The sequence below is a fragment of the Streptomyces yokosukanensis genome (genome assembly GCF_001514035.1).
Lineage (GTDB): Bacteria > Actinomycetota > Actinomycetes > Streptomycetales > Streptomycetaceae > Streptomyces > Streptomyces yokosukanensis.
In genome coordinates, this window is sequence record NZ_KQ948214.1 from 209249 (window position 1) to 224966 (window position 15718).

The 15718-nt window shown below is 71.9% G+C and carries 16 protein-coding genes; 8 read left to right on the forward strand and 8 right to left on the reverse strand.

The genetic code is table 11. From position 1 onward, the window contains the following. Window position 1: 1 nt before the first annotated feature. Window positions 2–1366: an MFS transporter gene (locus AQI95_RS23130; RefSeq protein ID WP_067126841.1), complete on the forward strand. Its 1365-nt coding sequence runs from the start codon at window positions 2–4 to the stop codon at window positions 1364–1366. Window position 1367: 1 nt separating this feature from the next. After that, window positions 1368–2777, forward strand: coding sequence for an OFA family MFS transporter (locus AQI95_RS23135; RefSeq protein WP_079071412.1), 1410 nt, complete (start codon window positions 1368–1370; stop codon window positions 2775–2777). Window positions 2778–2887: 110 nt separating this feature from the next. Here the strand turns inward: AQI95_RS23135 and AQI95_RS23140 are convergent, their stop codons facing one another. The 4 genes from AQI95_RS23140 to AQI95_RS23150 all read right to left on the reverse strand — a co-directional run bounded on the left by AQI95_RS23140 (window position 2888) and on the right by AQI95_RS23150 (window position 6233). Beyond that, window positions 2888–3565 (reverse strand): GntR family transcriptional regulator, encoded by a 678-nt coding sequence (locus AQI95_RS23140; protein ID WP_067126844.1) that lies wholly within the window; start codon window positions 3563–3565, stop codon window positions 2888–2890. A 133-nt stretch (window positions 3566–3698) separates the two neighbouring features. Beyond that, window positions 3699–4646, reverse strand: a complete 948-nt coding sequence (locus AQI95_RS23145; RefSeq protein WP_067126847.1) for a beta-ketoacyl-ACP synthase III — start codon at window positions 4644–4646, stop codon at window positions 3699–3701. A 146-nt stretch (window positions 4647–4792) separates the two neighbouring features. Further along, the gene (locus AQI95_RS49870; RefSeq protein ID WP_279617019.1) at window positions 4793–4921 is read right to left on the reverse strand and encodes an MFS transporter small subunit; all 129 of its coding nucleotides are present in this window, start codon (window positions 4919–4921) and stop codon (window positions 4793–4795) included. After that, entirely contained in the window at window positions 4896–6233 is a 1338-nt protein-coding gene (locus tag AQI95_RS23150; RefSeq protein WP_067126850.1) for an OFA family MFS transporter, read from the reverse strand. The genes AQI95_RS49870 and AQI95_RS23150 overlap by 26 nt, the downstream gene beginning before the upstream one ends. A gap of 201 nt (window positions 6234–6434) precedes the next feature. Between AQI95_RS23150 and AQI95_RS23155 the strand changes: the two genes are divergently transcribed. Genes AQI95_RS23155 through fdhD form a run of 5 tightly spaced genes read left to right on the forward strand, consistent with a single transcriptional unit; the run spans window position 6435 to window position 12863 of the window. Continuing rightward, window positions 6435–7406, forward strand: a complete 972-nt coding sequence (locus AQI95_RS23155; protein WP_067126853.1) for a 2-dehydropantoate 2-reductase — start codon at window positions 6435–6437, stop codon at window positions 7404–7406. Next, a complete protein-coding gene (locus tag AQI95_RS23160) occupies window positions 7403–9322 on the forward strand; it encodes a molybdopterin oxidoreductase family protein (RefSeq protein WP_067126856.1) in 1920 nt (639 codons plus the stop codon). Before AQI95_RS23155 ends, AQI95_RS23160 begins: the two co-directional genes overlap by 4 nt. A 4-nt stretch (window positions 9323–9326) precedes the next feature. After that, on the forward strand, window positions 9327–11150 hold the full coding sequence (locus tag AQI95_RS23165; protein WP_067126859.1) for an NADH-ubiquinone oxidoreductase-F iron-sulfur binding region domain-containing protein: 1824 nt from the start codon (window positions 9327–9329) through the stop codon (window positions 11148–11150). Next, window positions 11147–12007 carry a 2Fe-2S iron-sulfur cluster-binding protein gene (locus AQI95_RS23170; protein WP_067126862.1) on the forward strand — a complete coding sequence of 287 codons (861 nt, stop codon included), beginning with the start codon at window positions 11147–11149 and terminating at the stop codon, window positions 12005–12007. Before AQI95_RS23165 ends, AQI95_RS23170 begins: the two co-directional genes overlap by 4 nt. 7 nt (window positions 12008–12014) lie before the next feature. After that, window positions 12015–12863, forward strand: a complete 849-nt coding sequence (gene fdhD, locus AQI95_RS23175) for a formate dehydrogenase accessory sulfurtransferase FdhD (RefSeq protein ID WP_067126865.1) — start codon at window positions 12015–12017, stop codon at window positions 12861–12863. Between the two features lie 70 nt (window positions 12864–12933). Here fdhD and AQI95_RS50155 read toward each other — a convergent pair whose 3' ends face one another. Beyond that, window positions 12934–13335, reverse strand: a complete 402-nt coding sequence (locus AQI95_RS50155; RefSeq protein ID WP_341849474.1) for a LysR family substrate-binding domain-containing protein — start codon at window positions 13333–13335, stop codon at window positions 12934–12936. Between the two features lie 49 nt (window positions 13336–13384). Continuing rightward, a complete protein-coding gene (locus AQI95_RS50160; RefSeq protein ID WP_341849475.1) occupies window positions 13385–13786 on the reverse strand; it encodes a LysR family transcriptional regulator in 402 nt (133 codons plus the stop codon). A gap of 142 nt (window positions 13787–13928) precedes the next feature. Here AQI95_RS50160 and AQI95_RS23185 point away from each other — a divergent pair, with 142 nt between their 5' ends. Next, window positions 13929–14648, forward strand: coding sequence for an SDR family oxidoreductase (locus tag AQI95_RS23185; protein WP_067126867.1), 720 nt, complete (start codon window positions 13929–13931; stop codon window positions 14646–14648). Between the two features lie 4 nt (window positions 14649–14652). Here the strand turns inward: AQI95_RS23185 and AQI95_RS23190 are convergent, their stop codons facing one another. Further along, a complete protein-coding gene (locus tag AQI95_RS23190) occupies window positions 14653–15180 on the reverse strand; it encodes an isochorismatase family protein (RefSeq protein ID WP_208614242.1) in 528 nt (175 codons plus the stop codon). A gap of 19 nt (window positions 15181–15199) precedes the next feature. Next, window positions 15200–15637 carry a MarR family winged helix-turn-helix transcriptional regulator gene (locus tag AQI95_RS23195; protein ID WP_067126873.1) on the reverse strand — a complete coding sequence of 146 codons (438 nt, stop codon included), beginning with the start codon at window positions 15635–15637 and terminating at the stop codon, window positions 15200–15202. Between the last annotated feature and the right edge of the window lie 81 nt (window positions 15638–15718).

The window sequence follows — 15718 nt, forward strand, 5'->3', positions numbered from 1 at the left end:
GATGGAAACGATCGATCTCCCCGCTCCCGTGCTGTGCCGGGAGGTGAGGGACCGCAGGGGCCGCGTGTACCGGGTCGGCGAGAGCGACGTCGACCTGCTGGGACGTGGCCGGATATGGATGGTCGTCCTGCCCTGGGTGGGCATGGCGGGCATCAGTTGTGCCGCGTACGCGTTCGTCGCGGCGCAGGCCGGTCTGCGTGACACCCATCGGTGGAGCGGGGACCTGTACTGGCCGGCGGGCCTGTGGGCGTTGTCCCAGGCGGTCGCCGCCCTTCCGGCCGGGCGGCTGCGGGAGAGCGGCCGGCTCTCCGCCCGTGCGGCCATGACGACCGGCGCGCTCGGCACCCTGGCCGGGTACGCGGCTCTCGCCCTGGCCCCGGAATCCACCACCGCCCGGCTCGCCTTCGCGGTGAGCGCCGGTGCCGGGGCCGCACTGGTGCACACGACGTGTCTGACGCTGCCGGGCCGGTGGTGGCCGGAGCGCCGGGGCGGCCCGACGGGGCTGGTGGCGAGCGGACTCGCCCTCGGGGCCGTGCCGTTCCTGCCGGCCCCGGTGCGCGGGGCCGACCCGCGGGTCCTGCTCGCGGTCACCGGGCTCGCGGTGTCCCTGGCCGTGGCGGGGGCCGGCCGGTTCCTGGCGGATCCGCCGCGCAACTGGTGGCCGCCGCGTCCCGACCCGCGGTCCGTGCCGGCGGATCCCGTCGCCCGGCGCGCACGGGAGAAGAATCCGCCCGCCGTACGCCACCACACGCTGCGGGAGGCGGTCCGCAACCCGGTGCTGTGGCTGATGTGGCTGTGTCTGCTGGGCGCGGCCGGCGTCACCGTGCTCGGTCTCTGCCTGCTCACGGCGTACGGCCGGCAACTCGGGCTCGGCGGCCAGGTGGTGTGGTCCGTGACCGTGGCGGGCGGCGCCGCGGCGGCGGTGGCCGGCGCGCTGTCGGACCGCTCGGGCCGGCGCACCGCTCTGATCACGGCCTGTCTGGTGCTGGCCGCCGCGCAGTTCGGGGTGCCGGTCGCGGCCCGGACGGGCAGCGGCTGGCTCCTCCTCGGCTGTGCCGCGGCGGGCGCGGCCGCCGGAGCGGCGGCCCTGGCACTGGTCACGGCGCTGGCCGCCGACCACTTCGGTGAGAACCACAGCGCGAGCGTCCATGGACTGCTCGCCGGCGCCTGGCTGCTGCCGGTCGCGGCCGGAGCCGGTACGCGGGCCGCCGCGTACGCGGCCCGGGACCCCCGCTCCGCGTTCCTTCTGGCGGGCTGCACCGGGCTCGTCTGCGCCGCAGCGGCGCTGTTCCTCAGAGCGCCGGGCAGGCTCAGCGTCCGGCACATCGTCCCCAATCCCCACCCCCTCGGCGAGGAGATGGCCTGACATGACGGCTGATCCCACAACACGGAAGACACCGGCCGATCCCGGTTCGGCGAACCGCTCGTACCGCGAAGTCACCGACTCCCGGGGGCGGGTCTACCGCGTCGGCGAGACGGACCGCGACATCCTCGGCCATTCACGCAAGTCGATGGTGTACCTGCCGTGGATAGCGATGATGGCCATCAGCGTCTCGGAGTACGCCTACGGCTCCGCCGAGGACACCCTGTCCGACGCGCACGGCTGGACCCAGAGCAACACCTTCTGGATCCTCAGCGTGTGGGTGTTCTTCCAGGCCGGCATCGCCTTCCCGGCGGGCTGGCTGCGCGAGAAGGGCATCCTGACCGCACGCCGCGCGATGTACATCGGCGCCGGGATGTGCCTGCTCGGCTTCCTGGCCCTGTCCCATTTCCACAACGTGTGGCTGGCCATCGTCGGCTTCGGTGTCGTGGGCGGTGTGGGCTCCGGGCTCATCTACGCGACCTGCATCAACATGGTCGGCAAATGGTTCCCGGAGCGGCGCGGCGCCAAGACGGGGTTCGTCAACGGCGGCTTCGCCTATGGCTCCCTGCCCTTCATCTTCATCTTCAACTACGCCTTCGACACCGGCAATTACAACGAGGTGCTGGACCTGATCGGCGTGTACGTGCTGATCGTGGTCGCGGTGTGCGCGTTCTTCTTCAAGGACCCGCCGAAGAACTGGTGGCCGGCCGACGTCGACCCGCTGTCGTACGCCGGCTCCGGCAAGAACGCGGCGAGCCTCGCGAAGAACCCGCCCGCCGTACGGCAGTACACCCCGAAGGAGGCGATCCGGACAGGCATGCTGCCGCTGATGTGGATCAGCATCGTCATGACCGCCGGTGTGTCGATCTTCGGCATCTCCTTCCAGGTCGACTACGCCAAGGAGATCGGCTTCGGCCCGCTGGTCGCGGCGTCCTCGATGGGTGTCATGGCCGTCATCAACGGCATCGGACGGGGCGTCGTCGGCTGGCTGTCGGACCTGTGGGGCCGCAAGACGTCGCTGGTGTTCGTCATCGTGGTCCTGGGGCTCGCCCAGTTCGGGGTCATCTGGGCCGGTGACATCAAGAGCGAGTGGCTGTTCCTGTTCTTCGCCTTCCTCTCCGGATTCGGCGGCGGCGCGTTCTACCCGATGTTCGCCGCACTGACCCCGGACTACTTCGGCGAGAACTACAACGCCACCAACTACGGCCTCGTCTACAGCGGCAAGCTGGTCAGCGGCCTGTTCGGCGGCGGCCTCGGCTCCATGGTGGTCGACGCCTGGGGCTACGACGGCGCCTACGCACTGGCCGGTGGTGTGTCGATGGTGGCGGCGGCGATCGCGCTGCTGCTGCGCCAGCCGGGCCGGGACGGCCGGACGGCGGCCGTGGCCGCGCCGAGGACTCAGCCGACGTCCTGAGCCGGGCCCGCGGTGTTCCCCCTCTCCGGTCCGCTCACGGATCGCCGGAGGGGGAACACGCGTGCGCGGGGCGCGGTGCGGCGGCCCGGCCGGTGGAGACGCCGGTGTGATCAGGAACTCTGGCGCTCGTGGTAGGAGCGGCGGGTGTGCTCGGTGTGGGCGCGCATCAGACGGGCGGCGCGCTGTTCGTCGCGGTCGGCGATCGCGGTGATCAGTTCCCGGTGCTCGATCCACGACTGGCGCCCGCGCTGCCGGGCCACCGGGGTGTAGTACCAGCGGACCCGGCGGTCCACCTGGGCGGCGAGTTCGGCGAGGACCGCGTTGCCCGCCAGCTCCATGACCTTGGCGTGGAAGGCGGCGTTGAGGGCGACGGCGCGGTCCACGTCGTCGGCGGCGACGGCCTTCTCGCCCTCGGCGCACAGCTCCTTGAGCGCGCTGACCCCCGGGGAGCCGGCGTGGGCCGCGGCCAGCCGGGCCGCCTCCGCCTCCAGCAGGGTGCGGACCGTGAGCAGCTGGTCGGCCTCCTCCTCGGTCGGCTCGTGCACGAACGCACCCTGTGCGGGCCGCAGATCGACCCAGCCCTCGGTGTTGAGCCGCTGCAGTGCCTCGCGCACCGGCTGCCGGGAGACGCCGAGGTGGCCGGCCAGCTCGCTCTCGACCAGATGCTGGCCGGGTCGCAGGGCGCGCGTGGTGATCAGCTCCAGCAGTGCCTCGTAGACGCGCTCGCGCAGCGGTCCCGGGCGTTCGAGCCTGGGCACCGCCCCCTGCGGCAGTCCGGTCGGCAACATCGTGGTCCCCCTCCTGGACAGGTCTGACGCGTGGACACTGGACGCTCAGTATCGATTGTCTTTTGTCTACAGTCTACGGCGCACAAAATCCAGGCCTGTCGCACCCGCTCTCGTCGGCTCGTGCCTCGCCCCCTCACGGGCAGCGGACGACCTGCCCCGCGTACGACAGATTGCCGCCGAAGCCGAAGAGGAGCACCGCGTCGCCACTGCTGAGCGCGCCCTGCTCGATCAGCTTGGAGAAGGCCAGCGGGATGCTGGCCGCCGAGGTGTTGCCGGATTCGGTGACATCGCGGGCGACCACCGCGTTGACGGCGCCGATCTTCTCGGCCAGCGGTTCGATGATGCGCAGATTGGCCTGGTGCAGCACGACCCCGGCGAGGTCCTCGGGGGCCACCTCGGCCTTGGCACAGACGCTGCGGGCGATGGCCGGCAACTGGGTGGTGGCCCAGCGGTAGACGCTCTGCCCCTCCTGCGCGAAGCGCGGCGGGGTGCCCTCGATCCGCACGGCGTGCCCCATCTCCGGCACCGACCCCCACAGCACCGGTCCGATCCCCGGCTCCTCCCCCGGCGGGCACGCCTCGACGACGGCGGCCCCGGCCCCGTCGCCGACGAGGACACAGGTGGTGCGGTCGCTCCAGTCGGTGACGTCGGACATCTTGTCGGCGCCGATGACCAGCGCCCGGGTGGCCGCGCCGGCCCGGACGGTGTGGTCGGCGGTGGCCAGCGCGTGGGTGAACCCGGCGCAGACCACGTTGACGTCCATCGCGGCCGGCCGCGGGATGCCGAGCCGGGCCGCGACCCGGGCGGCGGTGTTCGGGGAACGGTCGATCGCCGTGGACGTGGCGACCAGGACCAGGTCGATGTCGCCGGGGCCGAGCCCGGCGCCGGCGAGGGCCTTGGCGGCGGCGTGCGCGGCCAGCTCGTCGACCGGCTCGTCCGGGCCGGCGATGTGCCGGGTCCGGATGCCGACCCGGCTGCTGATCCACTCGTCGCTCGTGTCGACCATGCCGGCCAGGTGCTCGTTGGTGAGCAGCCGGGCGGGCTGATAGTGACCGATGGCGGCGATGCGCGAGCCGTGCATGGCGGGGTCCCCTCGTTGCCGTGGGTGGCGGGACCCACCAGTCTCCTCAGTGACCCACGAGTACGGCGGCAGGTGATGCCACAGGAAACGGGCGCCCGAGTTGTCGGCTTCTTGCAGACCCTCGGACGCCCTACCTCTCCCCGCACTCACCCGTTGAACAGCTGTGTCGCCTTCTGCACCAGCTCGTACACGCCGTAGGCGAAGGGTGCTCCCACCCAGATCCAGGCGAAGGCGATCAGCCGGCGCCGGTCAGGCGGACTGCTGTCGTTCGACATCGGCGGCCTCCCTCGGGGCGGGGACGTGGTGGCGGGCGTGGACGGGGCGGACCAGCTCGTTGGCGACGAAGCCGACGACGAGCAGCCCGATCATGATCCCGAAGGACAGGGTGTACAGGGCCGAGCCGTGCTTGCCCGCGTCCTTCTGGTGGTCGGCGATCCAGTTGACGATCAGCGGCCCGAGCACACCGGCGAGGGACCACGCGGTGAGCAGCCGGCCGTGGATCGCACCGACCTGGTAGGTGCCGAACAGGTCCTTCAGATACGCCGGGACCGTGGCGAAGCCGCCGCCGTAGAAGGACAGGATCACCAGCGCGCAGAGCACGAACAGCGGCTTGGACGAGTCGCCGAAGAGGGCGATGAGCAGGTACATCAGTGCGCCGACGCCGAGGTAGACGCGGTAGATGTTCTTGCGTCCGATGAGGTCGGAGGTGGACGACCAGCCGATGCGGCCCGCCATGTTGGCGGCGGACAGCAGGGCGACGAACCCGGCGGCCGCGGACACCGACACCGGGGTGGAGCTGTCGGCGAAGAAGTCCGTGATCATCGGGGCGGCCTTCTCCAGGATGCCGATGCCCGCGGTCACGTTCATGCAGAGCACGATCCACAGACACCAGAACTGCGGGGTGCGCACGGCGCTCCGCGCGGAGACCTGCACCCCCTCGAAGGCGCTGGGCGGTGCACTGCGCGTGCCCTGCGGGACCTCGGTGCGGGGCACCCGGATCAGGAACACGCCGAGGGTCATGAAGACGGCGTACGACAGCCCGTGCACCAGGAAGGCGAGGGCGATGCCATCGTTGTCACCGCCGAACGAGTCGAGCATCTGCGCGGACCAGGGCGAGGCGATCAGCGCGCCGCCGCCGAAGCCCATGATGGCGATGCCGGTGGCCATGCCGGGCCGGTCCGGGAACCACTTGATCAGGGTGGAGACGGGCGAGATGTAGCCGATGCCGAGGCCGATGCCGCCGACGAAGCCGTAGCCGAGGACGATCAGCCAGTACTGCTTGGTCTCGGCGCCGAGGGCGGAGATCAGGAAGCCGGAGGAGAAGCAGACCAGGGCCACGGTCATGGCCCAGCGCGGTCCGTTGCGTTCGACGAGGGTGCCGCCGAAGGCGGCCGACAGACCGAGCATCACGATCGCGAGCTGGAAGGGCAGCGCGCTCTGGGTGCCGTCGAGGTTCAGCGCGGATTCGAGCGGGGGCTTGAACACGCTCCAGGCGTAGGCCTGGCCGATGGAGAGGTGGACGGAGAGGGCGGCGGGCGGAACGAGCCAGCGGCTCCAGCCCGGCGGTGCTACAGGGGGGCTGCTCATGAATACCGAACGGTACGGCCGCTCAAGGTAGTTGAGAACCCGACGGCTCGGTCGTATGCGAAAGCGGTATCCAGAATGCGCCGAACGGTCGGTGTCCGAACCCTTGTCGCCCTCAACTCCATACTGTAGACAATATTTCGTCGACAGGATTCAGCTGTCCTCCCTCTCCGCGGTATCCCTCAAACCGAACGGAGTGCTCCCGTGAAAGTGGCAGTTCTCGGCGCCGGTGCCATCGGTGCCTACGTCGGTGCCGCGCTCCACCGCGCCGGCGCCGATGTGCATCTCATCGCCCGTGGACCGCATCTCGCGGCCATGAGGCAGCACGGAGTACGCGTGCTCAGCCCGCGCGGCGACTTCACCGCGCACCCGCACTGCACCGACGATCCCGGCGAGGTCGGTCCGGCGGACTACGTCCTCCTCGGCCTGAAGGCCAACGCGTACGGGGCGTGCGGGCCGCTGATCGCCCCGCTGCTGCACGAACGCACCGCGGTGGTCGCCGCGCAGAACGGCATCCCCTGGTGGTACTTCCACCGGCACGGCGGCCCCTACGACGGCCACCGCCTGGAGAGCGTCGACCCGGGCGGCGCCGTCAGCGAGGTCCTCGCCCCCGAACGCGCCATCGGCTGCGTCGTCTACGCGGCCACGGAACTGCAGTCCCCCGGTGTCGTACGGCACCTGGAAGGCACCCGGTTCTCCGTCGGCGAGCCCGACCGCAGCCTCTCGCCGCGCTGCCAGGACCTCAGCGAGGCCATGCGGACCGGCGGACTGAAGTGCCCGGTGGAACCGGAACTGCGCGGCGACATCTGGGTGAAGCTGCTCGGGAACATCTCCTTCAACCCGATCAGCGCCCTGTCCCGCGCCACCATGCGGCAGATGTGTCTGCACGCCGGCACCCGCCGGGTCATCGAGACGATGATGCGCGAGACGCTCTCCGTCGCCGAGGCGCTGGGCTGCCCGGTCGGTGTCTCGGTCGAGCGCAGGCTCGCGGGCGCGGAACGCGTCGGCGACCACCGCACCTCCACCCTCCAGGACCTGGAGCGCGGCAAGCCGCTGGAGTTGGACGTGCTGCTCGCGGCCGTCGTCGAACTCGCGGAGATCACCGGCGTCGAGGTGCCCACGCTGCGCACCGTGCACGCCATCTCGGACCTGCTCGCGCTGAGGAGCGCCGCATGAGGAAACGGCAACCGAAGACCTACACCCGGCTGACCCGCCCGCTGGTGCGCGACTCGCGCGACGAGCCGCTGCGCCAGGCGAGCTGGGAGGAGGCGCTGGACCGGGCCGCCCGGGGACTCGCCCGCCACCGGGACGCGTTCGGGGTGTTCTCCTGCGCCCGCGCCACCAACGAGACGAACTACGTGGCACAGAAGTTCGCCCGGGTCGTGATGGGCACCAACAACGTCGACTCCTGCAACCGCACCTGTCACGCCCCGAGCGTCGCGGGCCTGTCGGCCGTGTTCGGCTCGGGCGGCGGCACGTCGTCCTACGAGGAGATCGAGCACACCGACGTCATCGTGATGTGGGGGTCCAACGCCCGCTTCGCGCACCCGATCTTCTTCCAGCATGTGCTGAAGGGCATCCGGGGCGGCGCCCGGATGTACGCGGTCGATCCGCGGCGCACGTCCACCGCGCAGTGGGCGGAGAGCTGGCTCGGGCTGAACGTGGGCACCGACATCCCGATGGCGCACGCGATCGGCCGCGAGATCATCCGGGCCGGGCTCGCCGACGAGGCGTTCGTCGAGCGGGCGACGACCGGCTTCGAGGAGTACCGCGAGCTGGTCGAGCCGTGGACCCTGTCGCTCGCCGAGAAGGTGACCGGCGTGCCCGCCCGCGCGATACAGGAGCTGGCGCACGCGTACGCCCGCGCCGAACGCGCCCAGCTGAGCTGGACGCTCGGGATCACCGAGCACCACAACGGCACCGACAACGTCCGCGCGCTGATCAACCTGGCCCTGCTCACCGGCCACATCGGCCGCTACGGCTCGGGGCTGCAGCCGCTGCGCGGGCAGAACAACGTGCAGGGCGGCGGCGACATGGGCGCGATCCCCAACCGCCTGCCCGGCTTCCAGGACCTCCTCGACGCGGACGTCCGGCTGAAGTTCGAGTCGGCGTGGGACACCGTCATCCGGCCGCACTACGGGCTGAACCTCACGGAGATGTTCGAGGCGATGGAGGACGGCGGGCTGCGGGCCGTGTACTGCATCGGGGAGAACCCGGCGCAGTCGGAGGCCGACAGCGAGCAGGCCGTACGGCGGCTTCGCGCACTGGACTTCCTCGTCGTGCAGGACATCTTCCTCACGAGGACGGCCGAGCTGGCCCACGTCGTGCTGCCGGCGACCGCCGGCTGGGCGGAGACCGAGGGCACGACCACCAACAGCGAGCGCCGGGTGCAGCGGGTACGGCGCGCTCTCACCCCGCCCGGCGAGGCCCGCGAGGACATCGACATCATCTGCGAGCTGGCGGCCCGCCTCGGCCACGACTGGAAGTACGCCGACGCCGAGGCCGTCTGGAACGAGCTGCGCTCGGTCTCGCCGGACCACTACGGGATGACGTACGCGCGGCTGGAGGAGCACCAGGGCATCCAGTGGCCCTGCCCCGGCACGGACCGGCTGGAACCGGCGTATCTGCACGGCCGGTTGTGGGAGCCGGACCCGCAACGGCGCGGGATGCCGGCGCCGTTCGGGCTGGTGCGGCACGACCCGCCGGTGGACCTCACCGACGAGGAGTACCCGATCCGGCTGACCACCGGCCGCCGCCTGGACTCCTACAACACCGGTGTGCAGAGCGGCGGTTTCGCCTCCCCGCTCAGGCGCGGCGAGTACGTCGAGCTGTGCCCGGAGGACGCCGAGCGGTACGGGGTCGTGGTCGGCGAGGCGGTCCGGGTGTCCTCGCGGCGCGGGTCGGTGGTGGCGCCGGTGTGGATCGACACCGCGCTGCGGCCCGGTCTGGCCTTCATGACCATGCACTTTCCCGACGAGGTGGACACCAACCAGCTGACCATCGAGGCGAACTGCCCGATCGCGGGGACGGCGGAGTTCAAGGCGTCGGCGATCCGGATCGAGAAGCTTCCGGCTGTTACGTATGTGAGGTGAGGGCGTGGATCTGCACTTCGGCGACAGCTTGCCGACGGATGAGGAACGGGCCGCCGTGGACGCCCTGTTGGGCCCGCCGGACTCCTCCTGGGAGGGCGCCGACCGCAGTGACGCGGATCTGCGGTGGGCGCGCGGCGGCCGCCGGGCCCGGGACCGCCGCGATCTGCTGCTGCCGGGGCTGCACGCGATCAACGACCGGATCGGCTGGATCAGCGAGGGCGCCCTCGGCCATCTGTGCCGCAGGCTGACGGTCCCGCCGGCCGAGGCGTACGGGGTCGCGACCTTCTACGCGATGTTCTCGGTGCGGCCCCGCCCGGCGACCGTGCTGCATCTGTGCACCGACCTGGCGTGCGCGGCGGCGGGAGCGTCCGAGCTGTGCGCCGGGGTCGCGGCCCGGCTCGGTCCGGACAGCGGCGTCCAGGTCGAGCGCGGCCCCTGCCTCGGCCTGTGCGAACGCGCTCCGGCGGCCCTCGCCGTCAGGGCGGGCGATCCGGTGCGTACGGCGGTGGCGGCGCCCGCGACCGTGGAGGAGGCCGTACGCGCGGCCGACGCGCCCGACTCCGCGCCCGAGGAGCCACCGGTGGCCACGGCGGTGCCGCAGGCCGGCCGGGAGGGTCTCGTCCTGCTCGGGCGGGTGGGTGTCGTCGACCCGGCCTCGCTGGACGACTACCGCGCGCACGGCGGCTACACCGCGCTCCGCCGGGCCTTCGCGCTCGGGCCCGCCGGGGTCATCCGCGAGGTCACCGACTCCGGCCTGGTCGGGCGCGGTGGCGCTGCCTTCCCCACCGGCCGCAAATGGCAGGCCACGGCGTCCCAGCCCGACCATCCGCACCACCTGGTCTGCAACGCCGACGAATCCGAGCCGGGCACCTTCAAGGACCGCGTGCTCATGGAGGGCGACCCGTACGCGCTGGTCGAGGCGATGACCATCGCGGGGTACGCGACCGGCGCCCACCAGGGCCATCTGTATCTGCGCGGCGAGTACCCGCGCGCGCTGCGCCGCCTGGAGCACGCGATCGCGCAGGCACGCGCGCGCGGGTTCCTCGGGGACGACGTCCTCGGTCGGGGCTACGCCTTCGACATCGAGATCCGGCGCGGTGCGGGGGCGTACATCTGCGGGGAGGAGACTGCCCTGTTCAACTCCATCGAGGGGTACCGCGGCGAGCCGCGCTCGAAGCCGCCGTTCCCGGTGGAGAAGGGCCTGTTCGGCAAGCCGACGGTCGAGAACAACGTGGAGACGCTCGTCAACGTCCTGCCGATCCTGACCATGGGCGCCCCGGCGTACGCGGCGATCGGCACCGAGGGGTCGACCGGGCCGAAGCTGTACTGCGTGTCCGGGAGCGTGGCGCGACCCGGTGTCTACGAACTCCCCTTCGGCGCCACGCTGGGCGAGCTGCTGCGCCTCGCCGGAGTCCGGGACGGGCTGCGGGCGGTGCTGCTCGGCGGTGCGGCGGGCGGGTTCGTGCGGCCCGACGAACTGGACATCCCCCTCACCTTCGAGGGCACCCGCGAGGCGGGCACCACGCTCGGCTCGGGGGTGGTGATGGCCTTCGACGACAGCGTGCCGCTGCCCCGGCTGCTGCTGCGGATCGCCGAGTTCTTCCGGGAGGAGTCCTGCGGGCAGTGCGTGCCGTGCCGGGTCGGGACCGTCCGGCAGGAGGAGGCGCTGCGCCGGATCACCGAGCGCACCGGGGCCGCGGCCGCCGGCGACATCGCCCTGCTGCGGGAGATCGGCCGGGCGATGCGGGACGCCTCGATCTGCGGTCTGGGGCAGACCGCGTGGAACGCCGTGGAATCCGCCATCGACCGTCTGGGGGCGTACACATGACCGTCACACCGCTCGGGATCCCGCGCCGGCTGCTGGAGTTCACCATCGACGGAGAGCCGGCCCGGGTCCCGGAGGGTTCGACCGTCCTGGACGCCTGCCGGGCGGCCGGGAAGGACATCCCGACGCTGTGCCAGGGCGACACACTGCGGCCGAAGAACGCCTGCCGGGTGTGCGTGGTGGAGGTCGAGGGCGCGCGGACCCTGGTGCCGGCCTGCTCGCGCAGGGCCGAGCCGGGGATGGTGGTCCGCACCGGCACCGAGCGGGCCCGGCACAGCCGGAAGATCGTCCTGGAACTGCTCGCCTCCTCGGTCGACTTGTCGACCACACCGAGAGCTGCGGAGTGGATCAAGGAGTACGGGGCGAAGCCGGACCGGTTCGGCCCCGGCGCGGCCCGGCTGAACGAGGAACCGAAGGTCGACAACGATCTGTATGTGCGGGACTACGGCAAGTGCATCCTGTGCTACAAGTGCGTCGACGCCTGCGGCGACCAGTGGCAGAACACCTTCGCGATCTCGGTCGTCGGACGCGGCTTCGACGCCCGTATCGCCGTCGAGCAGGATGCGCCGCTGACCGACTCGGCCTGTGTGTACTGCGGGAACTGCGTCGAGGTGTGCCCGACCGGGGCGCTGTCGCCGCGCACGGAGTTCGACATGCGGGCGGCGGGCACCTGGGACGCGTCACGGCAGACCGAGACGTCCACGGTGTGCGCGTACTGCGGAGTGGGCTGCACCCTCACGCTCCACGTGCAGGACAATGAGATCGTGAAGGTCACCTCTCCGCACGACAACCCGGTGACCCACGGCAATCTCTGCATCAAGGGCCGTTTCGGCTACCAGCACGTACAGAACCGGGGCTGATCAGGACATGGGACGAGTCACGGAACGACGCAAGGTCCTGCGCATCCGGGACGGGGCGCTCTCCACCCGGCCGGACACACTCGTCGCCGAGGAACCCCTGGAGATCCGGCTGAACGGCAAGCCGCTCGCGATCACCATGCGCACCCCCGGCGACGACTTCGCGCTGGCGGCGGGGTTCCTGGTCAGCGAGGGCGTGCTGGCCGCCGCGGCCGATCTGCGGAACATCGTCTACTGCGCGGGGGCGACCGCGGACGGCTCGAACACCTACAACGTGGTCGACGTGAAGACCGCGCCGGACGTCGCCCTGCCGGACTTCACGCTGGAGCGCAACGTCTACACGTCCTCCTCGTGCGGTCTGTGCGGCAAGGCCAGCCTGGACGCGGTACGGACGACCGCGCGGTTCCCGATCGCCGACACTCCCCCGGTCCGGCTCACCCCCGAGCTGCTGGCGAGCCTCCCCGACCGGCTGCGGGCGGCCCAGCGGGTGTTCGACCGGACCGGGGGCCTGCACGCGGCGGCCCTGTTCACCGAGGACGGGGAGCTGCTGGACATACGGGAGGACGTCGGCCGGCACAACGCGGTCGACAAACTGGTCGGGCGGGCGCTGCAGAACGGCGACCTGCCGCTGTCGCGGACGATCCTGCTGGTCTCCGGGCGGGCCTCGTTCGAGCTGGCGCAGAAGGCGGTGATGGCGGGCATCCCGGTGCTGGCAGCCGTGTCGGCGCCCTCGTCGCTGGCGGTGGACCTGGCCGCGGAGACCGGTCTGACCCTGGTGGGCTTCCTGCGGGGCAGCTCGATGAACGTGTACGCGGGTGAGGACCGCATCGCCCTGAAAGAGGCGGCCGCCCAGGGCTGAGCCGCCTGCCCGCGGCACGGCGGCGGGGCCCGACCGGCGGGGAGCGCCCCCTGCGCCACCGGGCCCCGCCTCAGCCGAGCGACTGCGCGGCGTCGACGAACGCGGTGATCAGGGGTGAGGGCCGGCCGGCCGCCCAGGCCAGCAGCACCTGGTCGGGTTCGGCGTCGGTGACCGGCACGTAGCTGATGTCCGGGCGGGAGTACTGCTCCGCGACCGAGCGCGGGACGAGCGTGATGGCGGTGCCGGCGGCCACGCACTCGAACTTCTCCTCGATGGTGCGGATCGGCAGGTCGCCCGGCCGGGGGTCGGCGTAGTGCAGCCAGGTCTCGCCGTCGAGGTCGGCGAGCGACACTTCCTGCTTCCCGGCGAGGCGGTGGCCGTCCGGGAGCATCGCCACGCGGGGTTCGCGGTACAGGGGCCGCAGCTCCAGGCCGTCCTCCTGGACCGGCCGTCGTACGTAGGCGACGTCCACGGTGCCGTCGAGGATCAGCTGTTCCTGGTCGTCCCTCCCCCACTCTCGACTACGCTCGAGCGGGAGGTGCCCCCATGACCCGGCGGGCGCGGCCCTCGACGTCCGGGTGCGCCGCCGCGAAGGCGCGCAGGGCGGGGGCGACGACGACCCCGGCCCGGAAGCCGACGACGAGCCGCCGGGGACCGCGTGCGGCCCGTAGCACCCGGCGCCGAGTCCCGTCGGCGAGCGTGAGCAACTTCCCTGCGTCGTCGAGGAGTTGGCGCCCGGCATCGGTCAACGTCACACCGTGGCTGTCACGTACGAACAGCTCGGCACCCATGTCCTTCTCCAGGGCGCGGATCTGACGGCTGAGCACGGGCTGGGCGATGTGCAGCCGCTCGGCGGCGCGACCGAAGTGCAGCAGTTCGGCGACGGCGACGAAGTAGCGGACCTTCCGCAGGTCGAGGTCCATGGCCGGCCCTTTCGTCGTACCCGTGGCGATGCCTCCAGGGTATCGCCGGACACGAAAGAGGTCTTGGACGGCCGCGCCACCGGGGGCGCAGGCTGGAAAGCGTCCGAACAAGGTGAAACACCGACTTGGAGAGGGACTCCCCATGGATCTGCAGGGACAGCGCGTCGTCGTCATCGGGGGCACATCGGGCATCGGGCTCGCGGTCGCCGAGGGTGCGGCACGGGAGGGCGCCGAGGTGGTGGTCGCCTCGCGCCGGCAGGAGAGCGTGGACGCGGCACTGAAGCGGCTGCCCGAGGGGAGCGAGGGGTACCCGCTGGACGCGACGGACGAGGACGCGGTGCGCGGCTTCTTCGGGCGGATCGGCGCCTTCGATCACCTGGTGTACACGGCAGGTGACTCGCTGCTGCTGAAGAGCCTCGCCGAGACGAGTCTGGAGCAGGCCCGGCGGCTTCTGGACACGCGGTTGTGGGGTGCGTACACGGCGGTGAAGTACGGCGCCGGGTCGATCCGCCCGGCAGGGTCGGTGGTGCTGACCACGGGGACGGCGGGGCGGCGGCCGCTGCCGGGTTCGAGTGCCGTGTCGGCGCTGTGCGGGGCGATGGAGTCGCTGACCCGGGCGCTGGCGGTGGAGCTGGCGCCCGTGCGGGTCAATGTGGTCTCGCCCGGGGTGGTGCGCACCGAACTGTGGCGGGAGGTGGCGGAGGCGGACCGGGAGGCGCTGTTCCGGTCGTCCGCCGAGTCGCTGCCGGTGGGGCGGGTGGGCGAGCCGGCGGATGTGGCGGAGGCGTTCCTGTATCTGATGCGTGGGGGCTACAGCACAGGCTCGACGGTGGTCGTGGACGGGGGCGGCACGCTGGTCTGAGCGGTCAGGCGGGGGTGAGGCGCACGTCGGCGGCGGCGCAGACCGTGCCGAGCCGGGGGAAGTCGAGCCGGACGGAGGCCTCGTGCTCGGCGGCGGTGAAGGCAGCCATGGCGTCCTGGACGAAGACCAGGTCGTAGCCGAGGTCGGCGGCGGCGCGGGCGGTGGACTCGACGCCGAGGTTGGTGGCGATGCCGCCGAACACCAGGGTGGTGACGCCGCGTTGGCGCAGTCGTTCGTCCAGACCGGTGCCCTGGAAGGCGCCGATGGTGTGTTTGACCACCTCCAGGTCGCCGGCGGCGGCGAGGCCCGGCACGAGTCCGCTGCCGGGGGGCTGTTCGGCGACCGAGGGGCGTTCGACCCGGACGAGGACGACGGGCGCTCCGGCAGCGCGAAAGACGCCCGCCAACTCCTCGGCGGCGGAGAGCACTTCGGTGCCTTTGCGGGGTTCCAGGGGCAGCGCGACGATGCGTTCCATCAGATCGACGAGGATCAGAGCGGTGCGCTGCGGATCAAGCACGGGAGCTGCGGTCATGACGGAACGTTAGCCGCCGTCAGCCGTCCGTGCCGGAAATCCGGATCAACAGGCCCATGAACTGATCGCGTTCGGCGGCCGACAGCGGCGCGAGCAGTTCCTCGTTGGCCTCGCGGGCCGCCTTCTCGCAGCGCGCGAGGAGGCGGGCGCCGGCGTCGGTGAGGGTCACGGCGTTCTTGCGCCGGTCCCGGGGGTCGGGGGCGCGCAGGACGTGGCCGGCGGACTGCAGGTCGTTGAGCACGCCGACCAGGTCCTTGGGGTCGAGGCCGACGCCGCGGCCGAGGTCGGCCTGGGCGACGGGCTGGAGGTCGCGGACGGCGGAGAGGACGACGTGGTGCCACATCTTCTGCCCCTCGACCGCGAGGGCGTCGGCGACCAGGGCGCGGCCCCGGGCCGCGGCGCGGCCGAGGAGCCAGCTGGGCAGGGAGCGGATCGCGGGCAGGGGTGCTTCGGCCATACCGGCAGCCTATCCGACAATCGTTGGACCTCCCCATGAATCTCCGCTACCGTTGGGACCCCCAATGATTTCATGGGTGTC

Bases quoted from the DNA above. Each gene is read 5' to 3' on its own strand.
- AQI95_RS23130 (WP_067126841.1), top strand. From the start codon at position 2: ATGGAAACGATCGATCTCCCCGCTCCCGTGCTGTGCCGGGAGGTGAGG.
- AQI95_RS23135 (WP_079071412.1), top strand. From the start codon at position 1,368: ATGACGGCTGATCCCACAACACGGAAGACACCGGCCGATCCCGGTTCG.
- AQI95_RS23140 (WP_067126844.1), bottom strand. From the start codon at position 3,565: ATGTTGCCGACCGGACTGCCGCAGGGGGCGGTGCCCAGGCTCGAACGC.
- AQI95_RS23145 (WP_067126847.1), bottom strand. From the start codon at position 4,646: ATGCACGGCTCGCGCATCGCCGCCATCGGTCACTATCAGCCCGCCCGG.
- AQI95_RS49870 (WP_279617019.1), bottom strand. From the start codon at position 4,921: ATGTCGAACGACAGCAGTCCGCCTGACCGGCGCCGGCTGATCGCCTTC.
- AQI95_RS23150 (WP_067126850.1), bottom strand. From the start codon at position 6,233: ATGAGCAGCCCCCCTGTAGCACCGCCGGGCTGGAGCCGCTGGCTCGTT.
- AQI95_RS23160 (WP_067126856.1), top strand. From the start codon at position 7,403: ATGAGGAAACGGCAACCGAAGACCTACACCCGGCTGACCCGCCCGCTG.
- AQI95_RS23170 (WP_067126862.1), top strand. From the start codon at position 11,147: ATGACCGTCACACCGCTCGGGATCCCGCGCCGGCTGCTGGAGTTCACC.
- fdhD (WP_067126865.1), top strand. From the start codon at position 12,015: ATGGGACGAGTCACGGAACGACGCAAGGTCCTGCGCATCCGGGACGGG.
- AQI95_RS50160 (WP_341849475.1), bottom strand. From the start codon at position 13,786: ATGGACCTCGACCTGCGGAAGGTCCGCTACTTCGTCGCCGTCGCCGAA.
- AQI95_RS23185 (WP_067126867.1), top strand. From the start codon at position 13,929: ATGGATCTGCAGGGACAGCGCGTCGTCGTCATCGGGGGCACATCGGGC.
- AQI95_RS23190 (WP_208614242.1), bottom strand. From the start codon at position 15,180: ATGACCGCAGCTCCCGTGCTTGATCCGCAGCGCACCGCTCTGATCCTC.
- AQI95_RS23195 (WP_067126873.1), bottom strand. From the start codon at position 15,637: ATGGCCGAAGCACCCCTGCCCGCGATCCGCTCCCTGCCCAGCTGGCTC.